The sequence below is a fragment of the Kibdelosporangium aridum genome (assembly GCF_900176515.1).
Lineage (GTDB): Bacteria > Actinomycetota > Actinomycetes > Mycobacteriales > Pseudonocardiaceae > Kibdelosporangium > Kibdelosporangium aridum.
In genome coordinates this window covers 33,713-53,835 of record NZ_FWXV01000024.1, presented here as the reverse complement: position 1 = coordinate 53,835, position 20,123 = coordinate 33,713, and the positions used below count along the sequence as shown (strand labels likewise).

The following is a 20,123-nucleotide window of genomic DNA, read 5'->3' as shown; positions in this document are numbered from 1 at the left end:
ATGCGTTTCTGGATCATCATCACCACCGCGGTCGCCCTCATCGGTGGCGTGATCGCTGTCGTCGCGACCATGACCAGCACCACGGTGGCGCTCAGCACCCCGACCCACGGAGCGTGTCGACCGCTCCCCCAACTCGCCTCGGATCCCGGGCTTGACCTGACGGACGAGCAACTTGGCAACGCAGCACTGATCATCCAGGTCGGGCACGAGCTCAGCATCCCGCCCTACGGCCTGCAGATCGCCGTGGCGACCGCCATGCAGGAGTCACGCCTGCGCAACCTTCCCTACGGGGATCGCGACTCGATCGGCCTGTTCCAACAGCGCCCGAGCATGGGCTGGGGAACCCGTGAGCAAATCATGGATCCCCGCTACTCCTCCACCATGTTCTACACCCGCCTGCAGCAAGTGCCAGGCTGGCAGGACATGCAGCTCTGGCAAGCGGCACAAGCCGTCCAGCGCAGCGGATTCCCCTACGCCTACCAGCAATGGGCACAACTAGCCGCCGAGCTCGTGCAACGGTTCGGCGGCGGCCTGACCTGCGTCACCCCCGGCGGCCCCCACGTCGAGAAAGCCATCCACTACGCCACCGAGCAAATCGGTGATCCCTACGTCTGGGGCGCCACCGGTCCGGACGCCTACGACTGCTCCGGCCTCATGATGGCCTCCTGGGCAGCGGCCGGAGTACAACTCAACCGCACCAGCCGCGAACAATGGCGCAACGGCGACCCCTTCCCGCTCGCCCACGCCGCCCGCGGCGACCTACTGTTCTGGAGCCACGACGGCACACCAGTCGGAATCCACCACGTCGCCATGTACCTCGGCAACGGCACCATCATCGAAGCCCAGCAAACCGGTGTCCCCGTCCACATCAGACCCATCCAGCTCGCACCCGCTGAGGGTGGCCTGATGTCCCAGGCGATCCGCGTCCGCGCACCCATCCAGGCGCAAGCATGAACCGCCCACGCAAACTGCTCACCCAGAACCGCGAAATGAAAGCCATCGGCGTCTGGAACTGGACCCTGCCCGCATGGGCCGGCCGCCTACCCGACGGCCGCACATACAACACCTGCCCATCCGCAGGCATCTGCGCCCAAGCCTGCTACGCCCGCCACGGCACCTACACCTGGCCAGTAGTCAAAGCCAAGCACGAAGCCAACCTCACCTTCCTGCTCGACGACCCCACCGGGTGGGAGAACACCATGCGCACCGAGCTCGCCGCCCCGAAGTTTCGCGGCGGATGGATACGTATCCACGACAGCGGCGACTTCTTCACCGACAGCTACCTCACAGCGTGGCTACGCATCTGCCACGCACGGCCCGACACAAAGTTCTACTGCTACACCAAAGAAGTCGACCGCTTCCGACGCCTGGTCGAACCCGACCCGCCGCGCAATTTCCTGTGGGTCTACTCCTATGGCGGCACACAAGACAATGCCCTCGACCCCGACGTCGACCGCGTCGCCGATGTCTTCCCCCGACAACGACGCGATCGACGCCGCCGGATGGAATTCCCAAGATGAGTCCGATCTGCTCGCGGTGCTCGGGCCACGGCTTGTTGGTATCCCCGTCAACCAGATCCCGCACGTACGTAAGACGCTGGGCGATCGCACCTTCAGCGAATGGCAACACGACGTCGACTCCGAGCGTGAGGCCCAACGGCGACGCCGCCAATTCCGGCTTATCACCAACCCGGCAGATCACCGGCAGGCGGCATGAACACCTGGATGATGGCCACGGCTATCATCGCCCTGGCCAGCTCACTCCTGCTGCTGATCGGCCGGACGGTCCAGGTGGGGTGGCATCACCACCGCATGCACCACCAGGCGCGCATCATCACGATCAAGTCCCCGCCGACAGTCGACCCGGCCGGAGCGATCACATTGTGGTCCAACATGATCGGTACCCTGCGGCCGTGGTGGGCGCGGCTGCTGATCGGACAACCACACCTGGCGTTCGAGTACTGCTTTCACCACGACACCATGACCATCCAACTTTGGGTCCCGGGCACCATCCCGCCCGGCTTGGTCGACCGCGCCATCACCGCGGCCTGGCCCGGTGCCAGCACCACCGCCGAACCAGTCCCGCCGCGGCCCGCCAGCGGCCGTGCGGTGGGCGGGACTTTGCGGCTCGGCCGGCATGAAGCGCTGCCACTGCAGACCGACTTCACCCACGATCCACTCCGACCGCTGATCGGTGCGGCTGGCGGACTCGGTCCTGATGACCGGGCGTGCCTGCAGATCCTGGCCCGGCCCGCCACCGGACGCCGCATCACTATTGCGCGCAACGCCGCCCGGCACATCCGGACCGGCCACTCCAGCAACCCGATCGCTCGCATGCTCGACAGTCTCAGCGGCGCCACCCTCACCCGGATCCCGACACGCGGCCAGGATCCCCAAGGCACACTGGAGCATTCAGCACGAGACCGAGCCATCATCGCCAAACAGCGCGGCCCGCAATTCGAGACCGTCATCCGCTACAGCGTCAGCACCACGCAACGACAAGGATCCCGCACACACTTGCGTGGACGGGCCCACTCGATCGCCGCGGCGATGGCGACCTTCAGCGAATACAACTACCTCCAGCGCCATCGTCTCGTCCGATCCGCGGCCGTGCTCAACCGGCGGCTGCTGTGGCGCGGTGACCTGTTGTCCGTGCCGGAACTCGCCGCCCTCGCGCACGTGCCCTTCGACGCGGCCACGCCCGGTCTGCAGCGCGCGAACGCCAAAGCCGTCGCTCCCCCGGCCGCAGTGGCCACCAGCGGTCCCGGGATCAAACCGATCGGGATCGCCGACACCGGGCAGACACGCCCGGTCGGATTGAAGGTCGCCGACGCACGGCACCATCTGCACATCCTCGGCGCGACCGGCAGCGGCAAAAGCGAACTGATGGCCCGCATGATCCTCGCCGACGCGGACGCCGGCCGCGGCCTGGTCGTCATCGACCCCAAAGGCGACCTGATCGACGACATCCTGCAGCGCCTGCCCGCCCGGTTCGCCGATCGGGTCGTGCTGCTGGACTCCGACGGCGCCGCTGCACCGCCCGTGCTCAACCCGCTCGACGGGCCGGACACCGCCAGCACCGTGGACAACCTCGTCAGCATCTTCGCCCGCGTCTACGCCTCCAGCTGGGGACCCCGCACCGACGACCTGCTGCGCTCCGGCCTGCTCACCCTGCGCGCCCTGTCCAGCACACCCACCCTGCTGGAGCTGCCCACACTGCTGACCGTCGCTGAGTTCCGGCAACGCGCCCGGGCCACCATCGACGACGAGATCCTCGCCGGATTCTGGACCTGGTACGACGAGTTGTCCGACGCCTCCCGTGCACAAGTCGCCGCTCCCCTGATGAACAAACTCCGGGGCCTGTTGCTGCGGCCGTTCGTGCGCGCCACGCTCACCGGCGCGCAGTCCACACTCGACATGGCCAGCGTGCTCGACGGCGGCATCTGCCTGGTCCGGCTCGCCAAAGGAACGTTGAGCACCGACACCGTCCGGCTCGTCGGCTCCATTGTGGTCGCCCGAACCTGGCAAGCCGCCACCCGGCGAAGCCAACTGCCGAAACACCGGCGCCGCGACTGCGCGCTCTACCTCGACGAGTTCCAGAATTTCCTCAACCTTGCCTACCCGCCCGAGGAAATGCTGCCCGAAGCCCGCGCCTACGGCCTGAGCCTCGTGCTGGCCCACCACAACCAACGCCAAACCTCACCCGAACTGCAAGAGGCCATGAGCGTCAACGCCCGCAACAAAATCATCCTCAACGCCAGCCCCGAGGATGCTCGCCGGCTCGCCCATCACACCGCGCCCCACATCACCGACCACGACCTGGCCAACCTCGGCCGCTTCCAAGCCGCCGTCCGGCTCGTCGTCGACAGCGAAGACACCCCCGCTTTCACCGCACGCACCGAACAACTCCCGCCAGCCATCCCGGGCCGCGCTGAGCACATCCGCCGCGTCGCCACCGCCAACACCCAACCCACCAAGCCGGTAGTGCCCCAACCGAAACCTGGCACCGATCCGCGCCGGGCAGCCGCATGATCACCAACCCGACGCCACAGCGCACCCTGCGCGGACACCGCACCACCCAGCCGACCCGGCGCGCCGCCAACACTGCCGACCATCGGCTCTGGCTGGCCCACCACCTCACCGGGCGGGATCGGTGGCTGATCCGCATGCTGTTCGAACACAAAGTCCTCACCAGCCACCAGATCATCGACCTGGCATTCCACACCCGCCGCGTCGCCAACCAGCGCCTGCGCCTGCTCTACCTCTGGGGCATCGTCCACCGGTTCCAGCCCTACCTCACGGTCGGCTCCGCACCCATGCACTACGTCCTGGACAGCACCGGCGCCACCATCCTCGCCGAAGAAGAGGGCATCAAACCCAGCACACTCAACTACAACCGAGACCGCGCCGCCGGGCGTGCCCAATCACTCCAACTCGCCCACGACGTTGGCTGCAACAGCCTGTTCACCACCCTGGTTCGCCGTGGCCGGCAACCAGGCGCCACCGGCCACCTCACCACCTGGTGGTCCGCCGCCCGATGCAGACGCCTCTGGGGCGACATCGTCACACCCGACGGCTACGGCCGCTGGACCGACACCAACGGCGACGTCGAATGGTTCATCGAATTCGACTTCGGCACCGAACAGCTCTCCCGCCTCACAGACAAACTCCACCGCTACACCCGACTCGCCACGTCCACCGGTGTCACCACACCAGTCCTCATGTGGTTTCCCACGCCCACACGGGAAGCAGCCGCGCGCACAGCCATCGAAGGGTTGAACGTCCCGGTCGCGACCACCAACGCCACAGCAGCCAGCAACGCACTGGACATGGGTGAGCCGAGATGGCTGGGACTGGGCAACGCGCAATCCCGCGGGCGCGTCACACTCGTCGACCTACCGACCTTGTGGCCCGATATCCCCGTTCTGGAGACCGGAACGAACAATCTGGCCGCCTCCAGCTCGGATCTGGCAGCGCCACATCCAATGCCACCACCAACAGTCGAGTACGAACGCGCCAGGAGCTAGTCACGAGAGGACCGTCGGACGGTGTGGCGGTCCTTGCGGGTGTCATTGCTCCGGCCACATGCCCAGCAATCGCAACCGGTACTTGGTTTTCTGGACCCGCGCGGCGATCTCGCGCAGATGATCTCGTTGAGCGGTGGCCGCGATTTCCCAATTGGCCGTGAAGGCACTACCGACGTGGAAGACGATGTCACGACCGAGTCCCCAGATCAGACTGTTGACGGTCGCGCACGCGACCGCGAGCCCGTCGAGGTCACAGCCCACCCATCGCATGGTCGACGGCCGCTGCCCCTTCTGACGCATGACTTCCGCGACCGCACGGAACAGGCCACCAGTGCCCATCGTCGGGTCCTCAACCGAGCCCCCTTCCTCTACATTGGACAGGTCCGCCATCACAGCCCCGACGCCCGGCGGCGTGTAGAACTGGCCTTGAGCCTTCAATGCCGACGTCGGCCGTAGTACCGTCAACACGGTTCCGAGAAGATCAACTTCGAACCGACGGTCAGTGCCAGTAAGATCAACTTGTCCGGCACGGAGCGCGGCCCGTGCCACCGCGTGAACATGCCGGCGAGTGTCGGTATCGATCTCGTCGAACCACCAGCCGAGTATCGGGTACAGCAAGTGGGTGCTTTCCGGGCGATGCTGGATCACCGACCGCCACACATTCGTGGCGTAGTCGACGAAATCGTCGGGCGACCACTGCAACATGATGTCGGTGACGTCCGCCCCCTGCGACGACTTCTGCGGCGCCGCAGCCAAGACCGCCACGACGGAGACAGGGACCTCCAGCCGACCGGAACCGTGGATGCCATACCAGGCCTCCGCGACCGCGTCAGCGATCTTGTGTGCGTGTTGGGTGACGTCATCAGGAGGCGTTGGACGAGTAGCTTTCTTGCGTGCAGCCATGACAAAACTCAGCCCTTCGGGTGACACAAGGCGAGAAGCAGCGACGCGGTCGGCTAAGGCCAGTGCGATAGGCTGAACGCTCCGCGCCCTGTTGGGGTAGCGGTGTTGGATGCCTGGCGGGTGGTTGCCGCGCTCCCTCGGGAGTGTTCACCCGCCAGGCGCATAGACCTCAAAAATCAAGATCAACTTTTAGCGCGACGGTCGTTCGCCTTCGAGCTGATGGAGAATCGCGTCTGCGACCTCGAGGACTCGTTCGGCGGACTGCCGCGCGACGTCCCGATCAGCCGCCCAGTGCGCCACGTAGGGCACGGAGTAGCCCAAGGAATCCAGCCCGCACACCGCACTCACAATGCACGCGACCGATTCCGCCTCAACTTCCATCAACGCCCTGGACACCGTGCGATACCGCGACTCGTGCTCACAGATGATGTGGGCGAGCTCGTGTGTGAGGGTCTTCGCGGCCTGCGCGGGCTCGAGGTCCGGCGCGACGGTCACGCGCCGCTCGACGAAGTGGGTCATGCCGTTGGCCTCGCCACAGTCGCCGCGCTCCACGCAGTACCCACGTGCGTTGATCTGCCGCAGGATGCCGTCCCACAAGCCAGCAGGCGCGTCCCCGGTGAGAAGCACGGGAGTCGACTCGGCAACCGGCAACGCTGAGCGTGGGTCGCCCTGCAGCTGTGAGACATCGACAACGGGAACCAACATGAAGCCGGACAGTTGAGAGACCTCGGTGGGATCTTCGGGATTGTCTTGTTCGACTTCGACCTTACGGAAGCACGGCTTCCAAATCTTGATCTTGTGTGTGCCCTTGCGCATGTATGCGAAGCCCAGTTCTTTCCACTCCGACATCGGCCGTACGTCGGTAGCGTCCGGGCACTGCTGCAGGATCATGAGCAGGTTCGCCAGGCTGTAGCGTCGCAGCCAGGCGCGGGACTGGATGAGCTGCTGCCAGCCTTCCGAGGTCAGCAGGGTGTCAATCCCGGCGAGAAGTTGTTCCCGCGCAGCGGAAAGACGCTCTTCACGCTGTTCGGGCGTCAGCGTTGGCCGTGTCTTTCGACGCTGTTTGGGCGCGCGTCGGGACTCTGTCGCGAGCATGGTCTATCACTCCTGTGTGGATAGCGCGGTGTTGGATGAGGTGGTGTGGCGCACCGGGGTTGCCGTCCTGGCACGCCACACAAGGCGGTTCCGAAGCGGGCTATGCCCGCGTCGCGTAGGGGGATCCGATCAGGTACGTACCGTCATGCAGTGCGGCCAACGGCATGTGCGGTGCTGCCTCACCGACGTAGGGCGTGTGCATGACCAGCTGGCCAGCCAGGTCACCGTCAGAGTCGTCCGGGACGCGCCGAATCGTGAACGTGAACGCTCCGCGCGGATCACCGACCGAGATAGACACGGTCACGGAGTCCTGCGACTCATCCGAGTGCACCGCCGCGCTGTTGCACCACGACAGCGGGACCCGTTCCGGATCATGAGGTCCGTCAAGCTGGTCCGAGTCCGGACCATCGGGAGGTTCGAAGTCACGACAGTCGACCTCACCGGACACCGTGCTCAGCCCCTCAGTAGTGCTGATCAGATCTTCGCCACATGCACGACAGCGAAACAACGACTCCGCCGAGTACTCAACACCGACACGTTCCGGCATGTCATCGGAGACAGGAGCGGCTACACCATCAATGTAAACGGCAGCAAACATCACGAGACCTCACAGACATGAGAAAAGTCCAGAAAGGATGGTCGGGAAAGCGCCCAGAGAAGATCAGAAGATCATGAAGCCGACGCGGCCACTCACACACTGAGGGCACCCAATAGTGTTGCCCTCGAACCCCTCGGCATCATCGAAGCTCCACGAGCGCGCGTCGCATGCGTCCGCTTCGAAGCACCACGAGCCACACTCAGCCGACCATCGCGCACCACAGGAGTCACAGCCTGCCAAGCAATGGGACGCACTGAACCCTTCAAGGTCGTACAACCAGTAGAACGTGTCGTCGGAGTCTCCGGCCACACCCGCGACGCCAACAAGGTCATAGACCAATTCGCCGACTTCGCCAATCAGGTAACAGCCAGCAGGCACGATGTACGACCGATCCGTGATCTCCCACTGGTCCGCGTATCCCAGCAACGACCGCGACGACCAACGGTAGGCCACCGACACCAAGGCAAACGGCCGCAGCACCCGGACCGCCGTGACGATACGGTTGTCTGACAAGTAGTTTTCGGACGTCGACTCATGCAGGACGGTACGAGTGGTGACCAGGCCTGCCTTTTCCAGGCGTGACAGCACGGCGTCCACCGATCGGTCGCCCACCTCGGGAAGGCTGGATTCGTCCAGCCCCTGAGGCGCGAAGTCCTCATGGTTCACCGAGACGTACGGAGAGACCGCGAACGTCTCGTCTCGACCCATCGCGAAGACCAACGCATCGTGCAACCGGCGGCCCCATGGGTTGTCGGCACTCGCAGTCATGAGATCGATCGTTTCGGCCGCGTCGACCGTCAACGAGTATTGAGAAACGCAAGGTTCAGGAATAGTCATCACACTCGACCCCTTGAAGCCGATAAGCGGTGTTGGATTTATCAGAGCCACAGGGTTGCCGTCCCGTCGACCTGATACTTCGATCGTAATACGCGAGACAATAAAGACAAGTACCTAACGAGTGAAAGAGGAATTCAAATCAGCCACATACGGTTACACCCAGAGATGCAGCCGGATTGACACAACAAGATTGGAAAGACGTTCAACACAAAGGAAATCAAGATACCTAAATAAAGGCTCTCTACATTCCAAATCGAACACCTAAATAGACAAGTACCTATAGCGAGTCACTGCACTCGACATAAACCTTGACGTATCGGCATTCCGTCACCACAGAACCAGCCACCGACCCGACCGAGACCCTCCGCCAGCCACAGACAATTTGAGTACCGTGCATGAGGCACGGAAGTCGCGTACAGTTCCCGGCCTCGAACCGAGGCTCCACCAGCCGACATGGAGTGCCGCACCTCATCCCCTCTAGAAGGACGACACGGAAGACGACGGATCGGACGAGGCGCAGGCGGACATGAGGGCAGCCGGGTTCGGCCCTGCCGCTAGCCGGTCAAGTCCCAACGCGCCCATGCTGGCGAGTCGGGCTCCTGATCGATTTCCAGCAGCATTCTCACCAACAATGAGTACGTGCGCCTCGCAGCGTCCACACGACCGATCTTGAGTTGTGCACGAGCAATCTCACGGTAGATTCCTTCGTTGTACGGATCAAAAGAGCGAAGTCGCTCCAGAGTATCTATTGCCACAGAAGTATGGGAGTCTCTTTCCAGCAGTGCCGTTGCAGAATCCAACGCTTGACGACGCACAGCTTCACGCGGCAGATCGATCCATAGGGAGTCGATACCTTCGCCGAGGTCCCCGCGAAAGAGCGGCAGCCGACCCGATTCTGGACCACGAAAGTGCCAGTAATCGACATCCACGATGTCGCGGTTAATCCGATAGAAAGGGCCAGATCGAACGACAAGGTCCCGGATCGTGCCGCCGGAAGCGTCCAAGATGGACCGGCGCAGCAAGGAGAGCGCATTGTGCAGGGAGTTGTATGGACGCGTCGGCGGGCTGCCCGGCCAGACGGCGGAGTTCAGCGACTCCCGGCGTGTACCACCACCATCAGGTGCAACCGCCAGGAAGACAAGGAGCTCTTGCTGTTTCGAGGTCAGCAGGTCAGTGACATCCCGACGAACTCCGTTAGCCCAGAGCTCAAGCCGAGGTCGCCCCAGAACTCGAAGCGCGACGGGCCTTGGCCGCGAAACCCGCGAGCTCCCCGGGTTGCACGCACCTCTTAGTCCACTGAGGACCTCTTGCGGAGAGATGAACAGTCGTCGACCGTCTTGCCGCTCAATCCGCCCATCAGCTCGCACGTCGATCACACGACCAACGGCGCCACCGAGAACGACGGCCTGTGTTGCACCACCGGCACGCTGGAGTCGGCGAACGCTGTCATCAAGGGTGCTGTCCGGCGAACACACCAGCAGCACGTCACCCGGAACCGAATCCACATAGGCCAATGCTGAAGCGAACGTCGGCGCAACGACCATTGCCGCAGACGTGGACCTACTGAACGGGCGGCCGAGCAACAGGTCCAAGTCGAGCTGGGGAACGACTACGCGGTCAAGTCCGGATCCGGACTCGGACAGTACGTGCACGAGCAGAGCACGGACCGCGGAAACCGCTCCCGGACCCACCAGACTGATCCCGTTACCTCCAGCCGAATCCAACACACTGGCGATCGCCCTGGCCGACCCAAGCCCGAAGCCGCCCTCGTGCTGCCCCATCCACCTGGCCCACCTTCGGATTCCCATGAGATGCCCATCCTTGTAGCAGCGATCGACTGCAACCTCGGGTATTGCACATCGAAGATCTACTCGGGGACATGCCAGTAAGCACAAGGACGTCAGGCCGGTGAGCTCGTCCTCAGTCGGACCACGATCACTCGATCGGAGGACAGCCGTCGCGACGGTGCAGGGGCGCTCTGGAGTAACGCTGAGTGAAGAATGCCCGACACGCCGACCACTGTCCCTTGAGGACGGCGCCGTGGCCGCGTGCCTACTGGCAGATCCAACGCAGCGAGCAGACCAATTGGCCGTCAAACAACTCAAGCATCCACGGCACGTCGTGACCTAGCGTAATCATGCTACTACGATGTGGTGAATTGCCGAATTACCGGCCGATTCTGTCGTTTTCCGGCTTACCGTGGTCAGCCTGGAGGTACGTCATCCCTGGTCAGGCTGGTTGTGCGCGCAGGGGAGGTCAAGGCGATGACAGATCCGGGGCAGGTGAAATTTGGACAGCTGTGGCGCCTGGACGAGTTCCGGGCGTTGTGGTCTGCTGAGCTGCTGTCGGTTCTGGGTGACCAGCTGGCGCGAGTGGCGTTGTCCCTGCTGGTGTTCGCGCAGACTTCCTCCGCATTGCTCACCGGACTGACGTACGCGTTGACTTTCGTACCAGCCCTGCTCGGCGGACTTCTGTTGTCCGGCTTGGCCGACCGGTTTCCGCGGCGCCGAGTCATCGTCCTGACAGACCTGACGCGCGCCGCGCTCGCGGGCGCGATGGCGCTCCCCGATCTACCACTGCCCGTCCTCTGGATTCTGATCGGCGTTCTCACGCTGGCGTCCGCGCCGTTCAAGGCTGCTCAGCTTTCACTGCTTCCTGACGTACTTGGCGAGCGTGCCTACCAGGCCGGTGTGGCCCTACGACAGGTCGGCATCCAAACAGCCCAGATCGCCGGTTTCGCTCTCGGCGGCATTGCCGTAGCTGCGTTGACGCCTCAGCTTGTGCTGCTCGTCAACGCGACCACCTTCATCGTCAGTGCGGTGCTCGTTGGCACATGCGTCCGCGCTCGCGCGAGTGCTCGTGCTGGACGCGTCGACAAGGCAGGAGCCGACCAACCAGAACCCGCGAAGCGCTCCTCCCTGGTGCCGGTCTACCTGATCGTTGGCCTCACAGGTCTGTTCGTTGTACCGGAAGGACTGGCTGCTCCGTACGCCGGTGCGCTTGGTTCAGCGGCGTTCGCTGTGGGCATCTTGATGGCGGCCGATCCACTGGGGAGCGTCCTGGGCGCGTGGATCGCGGCCAGGCGAGCAGTTTCGCCCACGTTGAACTCGTTGCTGATTCCCGCATTCGCAAGTGGACTTCCCCTGGTGGCGTGTATTGCCCGGCCCGGGCTAGTGGTTTCCGCCCTGTTGTGGGCGGTCTCCGGCGCACTGTCCACCTTGTACCTCGTGCGCATGCAGCCGTATGTCGTCGCCAACGTGCCGAACCATCGCCGCGGCACCGTCCTCGGACGCCTCAACACCTGCCTCTACGCGTCGCAAGGCATCGCGATACTTGGCGGTGGTGTTCTCGCCGAACAGGTCAGCGTGTTTGCTTCAGTCGCTATCGCGGGAGCGCTCGGCGCGGTGCTGGTTCTCGCCATCACTGTCTACTACCGCCCTCGCCTGCGCACAGCGCACGCAGGCGAGCAGCGGCCACCTGAAAACAATGAGGAACGTCAGAGCTCCTTGTTTCGCATAGCGTCCTCCTGGGGTCGGCGCGGTCACGGCACCCCGGCTGCCACCGGTGAGGACGCTGGCACGGGAGCACCACCTGGCAAAGGAAGCTCAGCCAGTATGCGTGCGAATCCTGTTGGTGAGTACCCCTCTACCAGGAGGTCGTTACTGCAGGTCACCCAATTCACCCATTGGAGGCTATGGACCCGGCCGCGCCCTGCCGCGATCCTCATCATCGGAATCGATCTCGTCGCCGTGGCTGCGACGATTTTCGTCGGCGTCGCCCTCGATCCCAGCCGCGATGACGTCCTGGCTTCGACGATCCTGGTCGGCCTCGGCCTGCTCGCCGCGGAGATGTCCCTCCGCGTCGAACGTATGCGCAGGCATTTCTCCGACACCCCGCACGTGAACCTCAGCTCGGTATGGACCTTCTCTGCGGTGTTGCTGCTCCCGCCAGCGCTTACTGCGGCCGTGGTCATCGTGCTGTACGCGCACCTGTGGCTGCGGATCTGGCGGAAGATGGCAGGGATGCACACGTTCCGCGTCCTGTTCAACATCGCGAACGTCCTGCTCAGCTGCTACATCTCGTTCTGGTTCGCCCAACTGTCGCCTCTCCAGCCGTTCAACACCATGGCCTTCACCGCGATCAACGCGTTGTGGCTCGGCGCGATCATCGCGGTCTACTTCGTTGTCAACTCGGCAATCCTCGCGGCCGTCATCGCGCTGCTCCGTACAGACCGGTCCATCCAGCAATTGCTCGGCCGCCTCAACGAGAACGTGCTCGAACTGGCCACGCTGTGCATGGGCGGGCTGACAGCCCTGCTCCTTCTGATCAGCCCGTGGTTCACGTTCCTGGTGTTCCTGCCGCTCTACGCGCTGCACCGCAGCGTCTTGATCCGCCAGTACGAACACGCGGCCACGACCGACAGCAAGACCGGCCTGCTCAACATGACCTCGTGGCGTGCTCTGGCCGAGAAGGAACTCGAGCGTTCCCAACGCAACAGCACCGTGTTCGGCGTCCTCATGATCGACATCGACCATTTCCGGCAGGTCAACAACGAATACGGCCACCTTGCCGGCGACGAAGCACTGCAAGCCGTCGCCGATGCACTGAAACAGAACACCCGCAGCTACGACCTATGCGGCCGGTTCGGCGGAGAAGAGTTCGTCGTCCTGCTCCCCGAGACCACCAGCAACCAGTTGCTCATCGTCGCCGAACGCATCTGCCAAGGAATCCGCGACCTCGAGGTCACACCGAGCGGATGCACCGAGCCGCTCCGCGGACTCAGCGTGTCGATCGGGGCTGCGGCCTACCCCACCGCCGGCACGACCCTCGACGACGTACTCATGACAGCCGACAACTGCCTGTTCGCGGCAAAGAACTCCGGTCGCGACCGAGTCCGAACCGTCGAAATGGTCTAAGCACCCGCGTCCACGCCCGGCAGCTTGTCGTGGTGTCGCTGTGCCCAATCAGCCAGTGGCCGCAACGACTGCAACAACGATCGACCCATCGGTGTCAAGCGGTACACCACCGCGGCGAACTGACCGGTGTCCTCGCGTCGTCCCGACGGGGTTTCCCGGTGCCGATCGATCAAACCGTCCTTCTGGGCCCGCTGCAGCGTGTCCGTCAACACCCGGGGAGTCAACTGCTTGCCTGCCCACTCCCCTGATTCATTGATCGCCGCGCGCAGCTCGTTGAATTGCCGCTCTCCTGTCGCCAGTGCGGCCATCGCAGCAATGGTCCATCGCCCTCTGACAAAGACGATTGCGTGATAAATCCCTTGCCCGTACGGCATCTCACGAGCGCCCACACCAAACTATTACCACGATACCGATTCCCAAGCGACAGGAGTCGGCTACCGGATTCTCAATACGGCCCACCAACCGGGTGATTCCGCACCGACTGAGTACACCCTCACCGGCCAAGTCACCTTGCACTCACTGGCTGACCTGGGTGTAGACCAGGTCTTGTAACCGGTCGGCGCGACAGGAAAGCAGAAGGAAGCACTCGGTGGCCGACCTCGGTCGGCCACCACCAAGCTCACTCGCAGGGCCACGCTGGCATGGCCGTTCATCGCAGCAATAGAATCAGCGAACCCTCTGAGTAAACACTGCCTTGTGAATTCCGCGTGCGGGAGTAAGCGATGGTTTAAAGCTCTTGCTCGATGCGTTCGAAGATGTCGGAGTCGGTTTGACGCTGCCATTCAGGCATGTCGGCCCAGTCCGCCACGTAGCCCGGTTTGGGATCGGGGATGTGCTTGTAGATCTGGGCGATCCAGCAGGTGGCGACGAAGCGGCCCTTTTGTTCGCGAGTGAGCTTGCTGGTGTTGCCGTCGCTGGCTTCGATGAAGGCGCGGACTTGCTCGTAGACGGCGGCGGCGCTAGCGCGTTCCCAGTCGGGGGTGTCGTCCCACGGGGTGATGTAGCTGGCCTTGGGCTGGCCGGGGTAGTACTTCGTGACGCCTGCGATCCAAGCCTCGCGGAAGACGCGTCCTTTTTCGACCTGCAATGGCTCTCCTTGGGGTCAGACGGTGGCCAGCTCGGCGATCTCGGTGTGGATCTTATGCACCTGCTTGTCAGCCAGCAGTGGCGCCAGTTTGGGCTGCAACGCTTGGAGTTTGCGGGCGATCACGCCCGAGCGGGTCCTGCGAGCCAGGTTCAAAGCGGTCTGAGCGTATGTCGCGACTTTGTCGGGATCACGGCGGTGAACACCGATCATCGCGAGGTCAGTGAGCACGGTGGCCCGGCGGCGAGTGGTCAGCCGGTGCGTGAGGGCGTCGTTGAGGACGGTTTCGGCGAGGTCGTGGCGGCCGAGCGTGACGTAGCAGGCGCCACGTTCCTCGGCGAGGCGGGCGCCGTCGAAGCGCAGCCAGCCGCCGTTGTGAACGGTCCCGTCGAGCTGCCGGACTTGTTCAGCCTGGTCGAGTGCGCGTTCGCAGGCGGCGTGGTCGCCGAGGCCGGCGAAGGCATGTGCGTGGACGACCGAGACCCAATGCCGGGTGGAGAGGCTGCGGTCGCCACGTTCGGCAACTGCGGCCGCGAGATCGAGCATAGGTGCCGCGTCGGCAAACTGCCGGTCATAGAGGGCGACGAACGAATGCCGGACCATCGCGCAGGCCCAGAGGTCGTAGTCCTGGGCAGTTTTGCTCGCGTCGGCCGCGAGGGTGTAGCTATGCGCGGCGTCGGTGTAGGCGTTCGCATCGAAGTAAATCTCGCCAGCGAGTTGGAGCAGGTCGGCGGTGAGTGCGAGCAGGCGCTGCCGAACGATGTCGTCCTGCTGGTGTTTCAGCCCAGTGCACAGGATGTCTAGCTGGTGGCGAACCAGCGGCATCGCGTCGCCCTTCGACGGAGCGAGCAGGAACGTCTGCCAGAGCTGGCCGTTCAGTTGCGCGTACTCGTCCAGGGTTGCCAGGTCGAGGTGGCTGGGGTGCTCAGCGGCGTAGGCCGTCCGGTCGGGGTCGATGGCTGGCAGGGCCGCGAGGGTGCCGACCGTGCTGAACAAGCGAAGCAGTTCGCGGCGTCTCATCTCGTCGCTCTCCGGCTGATCGTGGCCGCACACGCGGACGGGTGCGAGGTCAACGTCATCAGTCTCTCCGCCGGAGAGCAGGTAGTCGAGCCGCTCGCAGGAGACATCCAGCTCCTTGGCCAACCGCGGCCGAAGCCACGGCTGCGGTTCGGTCAGTCCAGCTTCCCACCTCTGCACCGTATAACGGCCGACGCCTAGTTTGTCAGCCAACGCTTCCTGTGTCAGACCCCGAGCTTTGCGGCGCTGGGCCAATCCCTCACGTTTGGGCGCCATCTCGAGCCTCCCCACCACATCCGTCCGCTCAGGAATCCGCTGGCCACGCCTATCGATGTGGCATCGATGTGGCGAAACCGTGGCATTCCTGCGGTGGTTTCACGGCAGCGCCTCCGGTTGTGTACGAAAAGCGACACCGCACACCACACAGTATCGAAGCCGCCCGCGAAAGCCAGCGCTCGATCGGGGGTAACCATGGACGAGGTTCTGACCAATGTGTTGCAGGACGGCGTCATCGACCGCTTGGACTTTCTGGACAGACTCGCTGTCGAAGACGACATCGCCGTGCGTGCTGCGCTTGCGGAAACCGAGACCAGGAATCTCACGTCCGTGATTCGCGACATTCTGCGCTTGCACCAGCCCGATCACCAAGGTCAGTGTTCGAGTTGCCGCACACGATGGTGGCGAAAACGGGGATTCCCGTGTCCTGTATGGGTGATCGCGCACCGACACCTACTCATCTGGCCCGCCTCCAGGCAGAGCGGAACTCGTCTCATCGGTCCATCGCCGATCTCGGCGCCATAGAGCGCGGGGAACGCGCCACCGCCCGCCCACGCGCGTTCCCCGCCTCCCGGTTCACACATCGAGCGATGTTGCGCTCCAGCACGCCCTCATGTACTCCGTGGAGCTGTCCATGCAACCTGACTACCGATCACCGCACGATCGACTCGCGCACGCTGTACGGACCGCAGCACCACACCGCGTGATGCGCGCGAGCTTTGACTCGGTGCCGCTGTGGTCGCCGAACGAAATACGCGACGTGGTCGCTGCCGAACTCGACGACGAACACAAGGTCGTTGTCACCGGCACTCAAGACCGTCGTTTGGTCTTTATCGAGTCGAGTCTCAGCGCCCCCTGGGTCGTTGTAGACCTGTCCGGACGACCATTGGCGTCCTTTGAATGGCCGAAGTGGACGCGAGGCCGCATCATCCTGCGCTCCTCGTGCGACTGGTGGGCTTCGGCCACAATCACAGACGACGGCCTGGACAGGCTGATGAATCCACGACTTCTGCTGGTCTCCCTATACCACCCTGAGTACTTCCCGCTGCCCCGCTTTCCGCTGGCGATCTCGGACCTGGCCCGCGCAGCCCGCCGGACCCTGGTGGGCACCGTGAAGCTGATGGACATGCAGCTGGGTGCGACGCTCGACGACATCATCGAGCGCCTGCACGCAGGCGACGTAGACATCCTGGGCGTGTCCATCACGTTTGGGCAGCACGACCTCGCCACCCGACTACTGGACGAGGTGGACACCATGACCACGCCCCCATGGATAGTTGCTGGTGGTTCGTTGACCGCCCGCAACGAACAGGTCCTGCTCGACCGCTATCCCACCCTGATCATCAGTCGGGGCGCGGGCGAGTCGACCATCGCTGACCTGCTTGAACATTGGCACGGCGACATCCCCATCGAGAATGTCCGCGGAGTGGCCTTCCTGACCGACAATGGAAGGGTTCGCCGGACGGCCACTGTGGCCAATCGCCGGCAGATAGATATCTGGCCGGAGTTGGACCTGCTCGATGCCACGCTGCAGCACAACGGAGTCGCTCAGCTGGAAACCACACGAGGTTGCACGAACTATTGCAGCTTCTGCCCACGAAGTCACAAAGGACAATGGGCGGCAGCCCATCCCGATGGGTTGCCCGCCCTCCTCGGCGACATGAGCGCAATCATGGGCCGCCATCCGAGCACTAGCAAGACCATGTACCTGGTTGACGAGGAGTTCATCGGTCACGGACCGGAGGCCGTCAGCAGAGCACTGCGTGTCGCCGACACCCTTGCCTCTAAGGGGTTCTGGTGGGAGACGAGCTGTCGAGTCGATCAAGTTGTCCGGCTCGACCGCGATCGAGACTGGCACGTCGAGCGCGGACTGATGTGGCGGGCGCTCGTCGCGCGTGGCCTGCGTCGCTGCCTGTTCGGGATCGAGTCCGGAGTGGACAGCGTCCTCAAGAGATTCAACAAGGAAACCACCGGGCAACAGAACGCCCTCGCCATCCGCACCCTGACCGCGCTCGGCGTTCCACCGCGGTTCACCTATATCACGTTCGACCACTTGATGAACGAGACGGAATTGCACGAGACCTTCGCCTTCCAAGGTCGCACCGATCTCTTGCTGAGACCACTGCCCGGACTGGCCGTGGAGGAAGTCGTCGATGGGATCCACGACGATCAGTTCGTCGCTGAGCACAGCCTCGGCGAGCCGTTCTACTCCGCTGTCAGCTACATGCTCGTTGGCATGGAATGCCTCGTCGGCGCCGCCTACACCCACAAGGCCAAGGCCGCTGGACTCACCGGTGAGATCAACCCCCTGATGGGGCGCGTCGAGGCACGATACGCGGACTGGCGCATCGGCGTTCTGGCCCGGCACGGGCAACTCTGGATCGATCGGAACTTCGCCCTGGACTACGCGCTCAAGTCCATCGAGAAGATCCTGAGCGATGGCCCATACCAGGCCGTGCGAACGGTCCGAAGAATACTCAAATCCGCCGCATACCGGTTGTTCGGCGAAATGCTTGACGCGCTCCGCCGAACTGAAATCCACGATACCGATCACGATGAGCTCGACGAAGCCTGCCGCGCTATCGCAGATACTCTGATCGCCGGTCTGTCCGTCGACCTAGACACCGCCATCACCGCAGCGGCGTCGAGCCTGTCAGACGAACATCGCAACCTTGTCCGGCGAGAACACCACCGCTGGTCATCGACAACCGGGTGGCGATTGATCAATGCCGCCGATCCGTGCGGGACGTGAGGAGAACGCATGAATACCTTGACCCACCGCGTCCTTCCTGGACTTCACGCCACAGTCTCGACCATCGGCGCAGGTTGCTGGACGATTGGTGGCCCCGCAACCAACTGCGGCGTACCGATCGGCTGGGATGACGTCACTGACGACGAGGCCTATCGCGGCCTGATGCGTGCATGCGAGCTCGGGATCACCTTGTACGACACCGCGGACGTCTATGGCCTCGGCCGGTCCGAACGGCTCATTGGGCGACTGCTCAATCATGTCCGGCGAGACGATGTCGTGGTGTCCAGCAAGGTCGGCTACTTCACAGGCACAAGCCGCCACGCCTACGAACCACACCAGGTCCGGCATCAACTGGCGACCACACTGGACAACCTCAACACCGACCACCTCGACATCTACATACTTCACAGCACAGACTTCGGCGCCGACGACCGTTACCTCGATCGCACGATCGAACAGTTGCGAGAGTTCCGCCAACAGAAAATGATCCGCGCGATCGGCATGCGAGCGCCCCACGCGTTCGCCGAAGAATGGGCGGCCAAGTCCGGAGGGCGGGCGAGCGATACTCGTCGGTGGCTACATCTGTTCCACCGCATCCGGCCGGACGTCGTCACCGTGCGGTACAACTTGCTCAGCCCGCTGTACTCCAGCGACGAAACCGACATCTTCAGCTTCGCTCAACGACACCACATCGGCGTCCTCATCAAACAGGCGCTCGGGCAAGGCCGCCTACTGCGCCAACGTTCGACGGCATACCGCACATTCAGCACTGGCGATCATCGGACGGCGGACCCATCGTTCCTACCCACCGAACTCCGACGCCTCGACGAACGACTTGCGCCGCTCCGTGACCGGTTCGGCACACGGCTCCAGGACATCGTCCGCATCGCGCTGCGCTACGTCATCCAGCACGCACCTCACGCTGCCGTCCTCGTCGGGTTCCGCAACGCCGAACAGATCCAAACGTTGGTCGGGTCGCTGGGCGACCCGCTGACCGAAGACGAGATGATAGAGATCCGAGCCCTGCTCCACCCGAACACGAGCGCCGCGGAAAGGTTCGATCGTGCAGTACATCGAGGTTGAGAAGAAGTACATGGTTCCCGACGCTGAGGCACTCAAGACCAAGCTGCGCGACCTCGGCGCGAAGCCAAGCGAACCGACGCGGCAAGTCGACGCGTATTACAACGCACCGCACCGCGACTTCCTTGCCCCGGAAGCGATCTCTGAATGGCTACGAATCCGGACGGAAGAACGCGGCAGCTCGATCAACTACAAGCGTTGGTTCCCGGTGGACGAGATCATCAAGACGCACGCTGACGAGTTCGAGTCCAAGGTGGACGATGTGGAAGCCATCCGCCGGCTGCTGCAGATGCTGGACTTCCAGCCACTCGTCACGGTCGATAAGACCCGCGAGGAATGGCAGCTACCGAACGTCGAAGTAGTCTTCGACCACGTCCTGAACGCTGGAGACTTCGTCGAGTTCGAGTTCAAAGGCGACGCCGAAACGATCGATGACGCCACCGCCCAGCTCGACGAGTTCATCAGCAGCTTGAACGTCGAACTCGGCGAGCAGATCCGCCGCGGTTACCCACACATCCTGCTCGGACGCGAGCACTGAG

Annotated in this window: 16 protein-coding genes and 1 pseudogene; 8 read left to right on the top strand and 9 right to left on the bottom strand. The window is 63.6% G+C overall.

The annotated features are described in order from the left end of the window. The 4 genes and pseudogenes from B9C43_RS54225 (at position 1) to B9C43_RS54210 (ending at position 5,026) form a co-directional block, all read left to right on the top strand. Entirely contained in the window at positions 1-954 is a 954-nt protein-coding gene (locus tag B9C43_RS54225) for a C40 family peptidase (RefSeq protein WP_084434975.1), read from the top strand. Then, positions 951-1,716 (top strand): annotated as a pseudogene (locus tag B9C43_RS60410) (GP88 family protein). Before B9C43_RS54225 ends, B9C43_RS60410 begins: the two are co-directional and overlap by 4 nt. Next, positions 1,713-4,031 (top strand): type IV secretory system conjugative DNA transfer family protein, encoded by a 2,319-nt coding sequence (locus tag B9C43_RS54215; RefSeq protein WP_084434974.1) that lies wholly within the window; start codon positions 1,713-1,715, stop codon positions 4,029-4,031. The pseudogene B9C43_RS60410 and the gene B9C43_RS54215 overlap by 4 nt, the downstream one beginning before the upstream one ends. Continuing rightward, positions 4,028-5,026, top strand: a complete 999-nt coding sequence (locus tag B9C43_RS54210; protein ID WP_084434973.1) for a replication-relaxation family protein — start codon at positions 4,028-4,030, stop codon at positions 5,024-5,026. Before B9C43_RS54215 ends, B9C43_RS54210 begins: the two co-directional genes overlap by 4 nt. 42 nt (positions 5,027-5,068) lie before the next feature. On the opposite strand, the gene B9C43_RS54205 is transcribed toward B9C43_RS54210, so the two are convergent. From B9C43_RS54205 to B9C43_RS54185, 5 genes are all read right to left on the bottom strand, one after another. Continuing rightward, positions 5,069-5,929 carry an N-6 DNA methylase gene (locus B9C43_RS54205; RefSeq protein ID WP_084434972.1) on the bottom strand — a complete coding sequence of 287 codons (861 nt, stop codon included), beginning with the start codon at positions 5,927-5,929 and terminating at the stop codon, positions 5,069-5,071. 189 nt (positions 5,930-6,118) lie between these two features. Continuing rightward, positions 6,119-7,024, bottom strand: a complete 906-nt coding sequence (locus B9C43_RS54200; protein WP_200826153.1) for a hypothetical protein — start codon at positions 7,022-7,024, stop codon at positions 6,119-6,121. Between the two features lie 100 nt (positions 7,025-7,124). Then, positions 7,125-7,571 carry a hypothetical protein gene (locus B9C43_RS54195; RefSeq protein ID WP_200826152.1) on the bottom strand — a complete coding sequence of 149 codons (447 nt, stop codon included), beginning with the start codon at positions 7,569-7,571 and terminating at the stop codon, positions 7,125-7,127. Positions 7,572-7,685: 114 nt separating this feature from the next. Beyond that, on the bottom strand, positions 7,686-8,390 hold the full coding sequence (locus tag B9C43_RS54190) for a hypothetical protein (protein ID WP_143447275.1): 705 nt from the start codon (positions 8,388-8,390) through the stop codon (positions 7,686-7,688). Between the two features lie 623 nt (positions 8,391-9,013). After that, positions 9,014-10,240 carry an AfsR/SARP family transcriptional regulator gene (locus B9C43_RS54185; RefSeq protein ID WP_160097429.1) on the bottom strand — a complete coding sequence of 409 codons (1,227 nt, stop codon included), beginning with the start codon at positions 10,238-10,240 and terminating at the stop codon, positions 9,014-9,016. Between the two features lie 483 nt (positions 10,241-10,723). Here B9C43_RS54185 and B9C43_RS54180 point away from each other — a divergent pair, with 483 nt between their 5' ends. Beyond that, the gene (locus B9C43_RS54180) at positions 10,724-13,375 is read left to right on the top strand and encodes an MFS transporter (RefSeq protein WP_143447274.1); all 2,652 of its coding nucleotides are present in this window, start codon (positions 10,724-10,726) and stop codon (positions 13,373-13,375) included. On the opposite strand, the gene B9C43_RS54175 is transcribed toward B9C43_RS54180, so the two are convergent. From B9C43_RS54175 to B9C43_RS56435, 4 genes are all read right to left on the bottom strand, one after another. Then, complete coding sequence (locus B9C43_RS54175; RefSeq protein WP_268811649.1) at positions 13,372-13,749, bottom strand: winged helix-turn-helix transcriptional regulator; 378 nt, start codon at positions 13,747-13,749, stop codon at positions 13,372-13,374. The genes B9C43_RS54180 and B9C43_RS54175 overlap by 4 nt on opposite strands. A gap of 353 nt (positions 13,750-14,102) precedes the next feature. Beyond that, positions 14,103-14,462 (bottom strand): hypothetical protein, encoded by a 360-nt coding sequence (locus B9C43_RS54170; RefSeq protein WP_033386126.1) that lies wholly within the window; start codon positions 14,460-14,462, stop codon positions 14,103-14,105. 15 nt (positions 14,463-14,477) lie between these two features. Beyond that, positions 14,478-15,752: a helix-turn-helix domain-containing protein gene (locus B9C43_RS54165; RefSeq protein WP_084434966.1), complete on the bottom strand. Its 1,275-nt coding sequence runs from the start codon at positions 15,750-15,752 to the stop codon at positions 14,478-14,480. Between the two features lie 99 nt (positions 15,753-15,851). Beyond that, a complete protein-coding gene (locus B9C43_RS56435) occupies positions 15,852-16,121 on the bottom strand; it encodes a hypothetical protein (protein WP_033386130.1) in 270 nt (89 codons plus the stop codon). Between the two features lie 337 nt (positions 16,122-16,458). On the opposite strand from B9C43_RS56435, the gene B9C43_RS54155 reads away from it, so the two are divergent. From B9C43_RS54155 to cyaB, 3 genes are read left to right on the top strand one after another with little or no spacing between them, the layout of a single operon-like run. Next, positions 16,459-18,504, top strand: coding sequence for a B12-binding domain-containing radical SAM protein (locus B9C43_RS54155; RefSeq protein WP_235039405.1), 2,046 nt, complete (start codon positions 16,459-16,461; stop codon positions 18,502-18,504). Positions 18,505-18,513: 9 nt separating this feature from the next. Next, positions 18,514-19,587 carry an aldo/keto reductase gene (locus tag B9C43_RS54150; RefSeq protein ID WP_084434964.1) on the top strand — a complete coding sequence of 358 codons (1,074 nt, stop codon included), beginning with the start codon at positions 18,514-18,516 and terminating at the stop codon, positions 19,585-19,587. After that, positions 19,568-20,122, top strand: coding sequence for a class IV adenylate cyclase (gene cyaB / locus B9C43_RS54145; RefSeq protein WP_084434963.1), 555 nt, complete (start codon positions 19,568-19,570; stop codon positions 20,120-20,122). Before B9C43_RS54150 ends, cyaB begins: the two co-directional genes overlap by 20 nt. The last annotated feature ends 1 nt before the right edge of the window (position 20,123 follow it).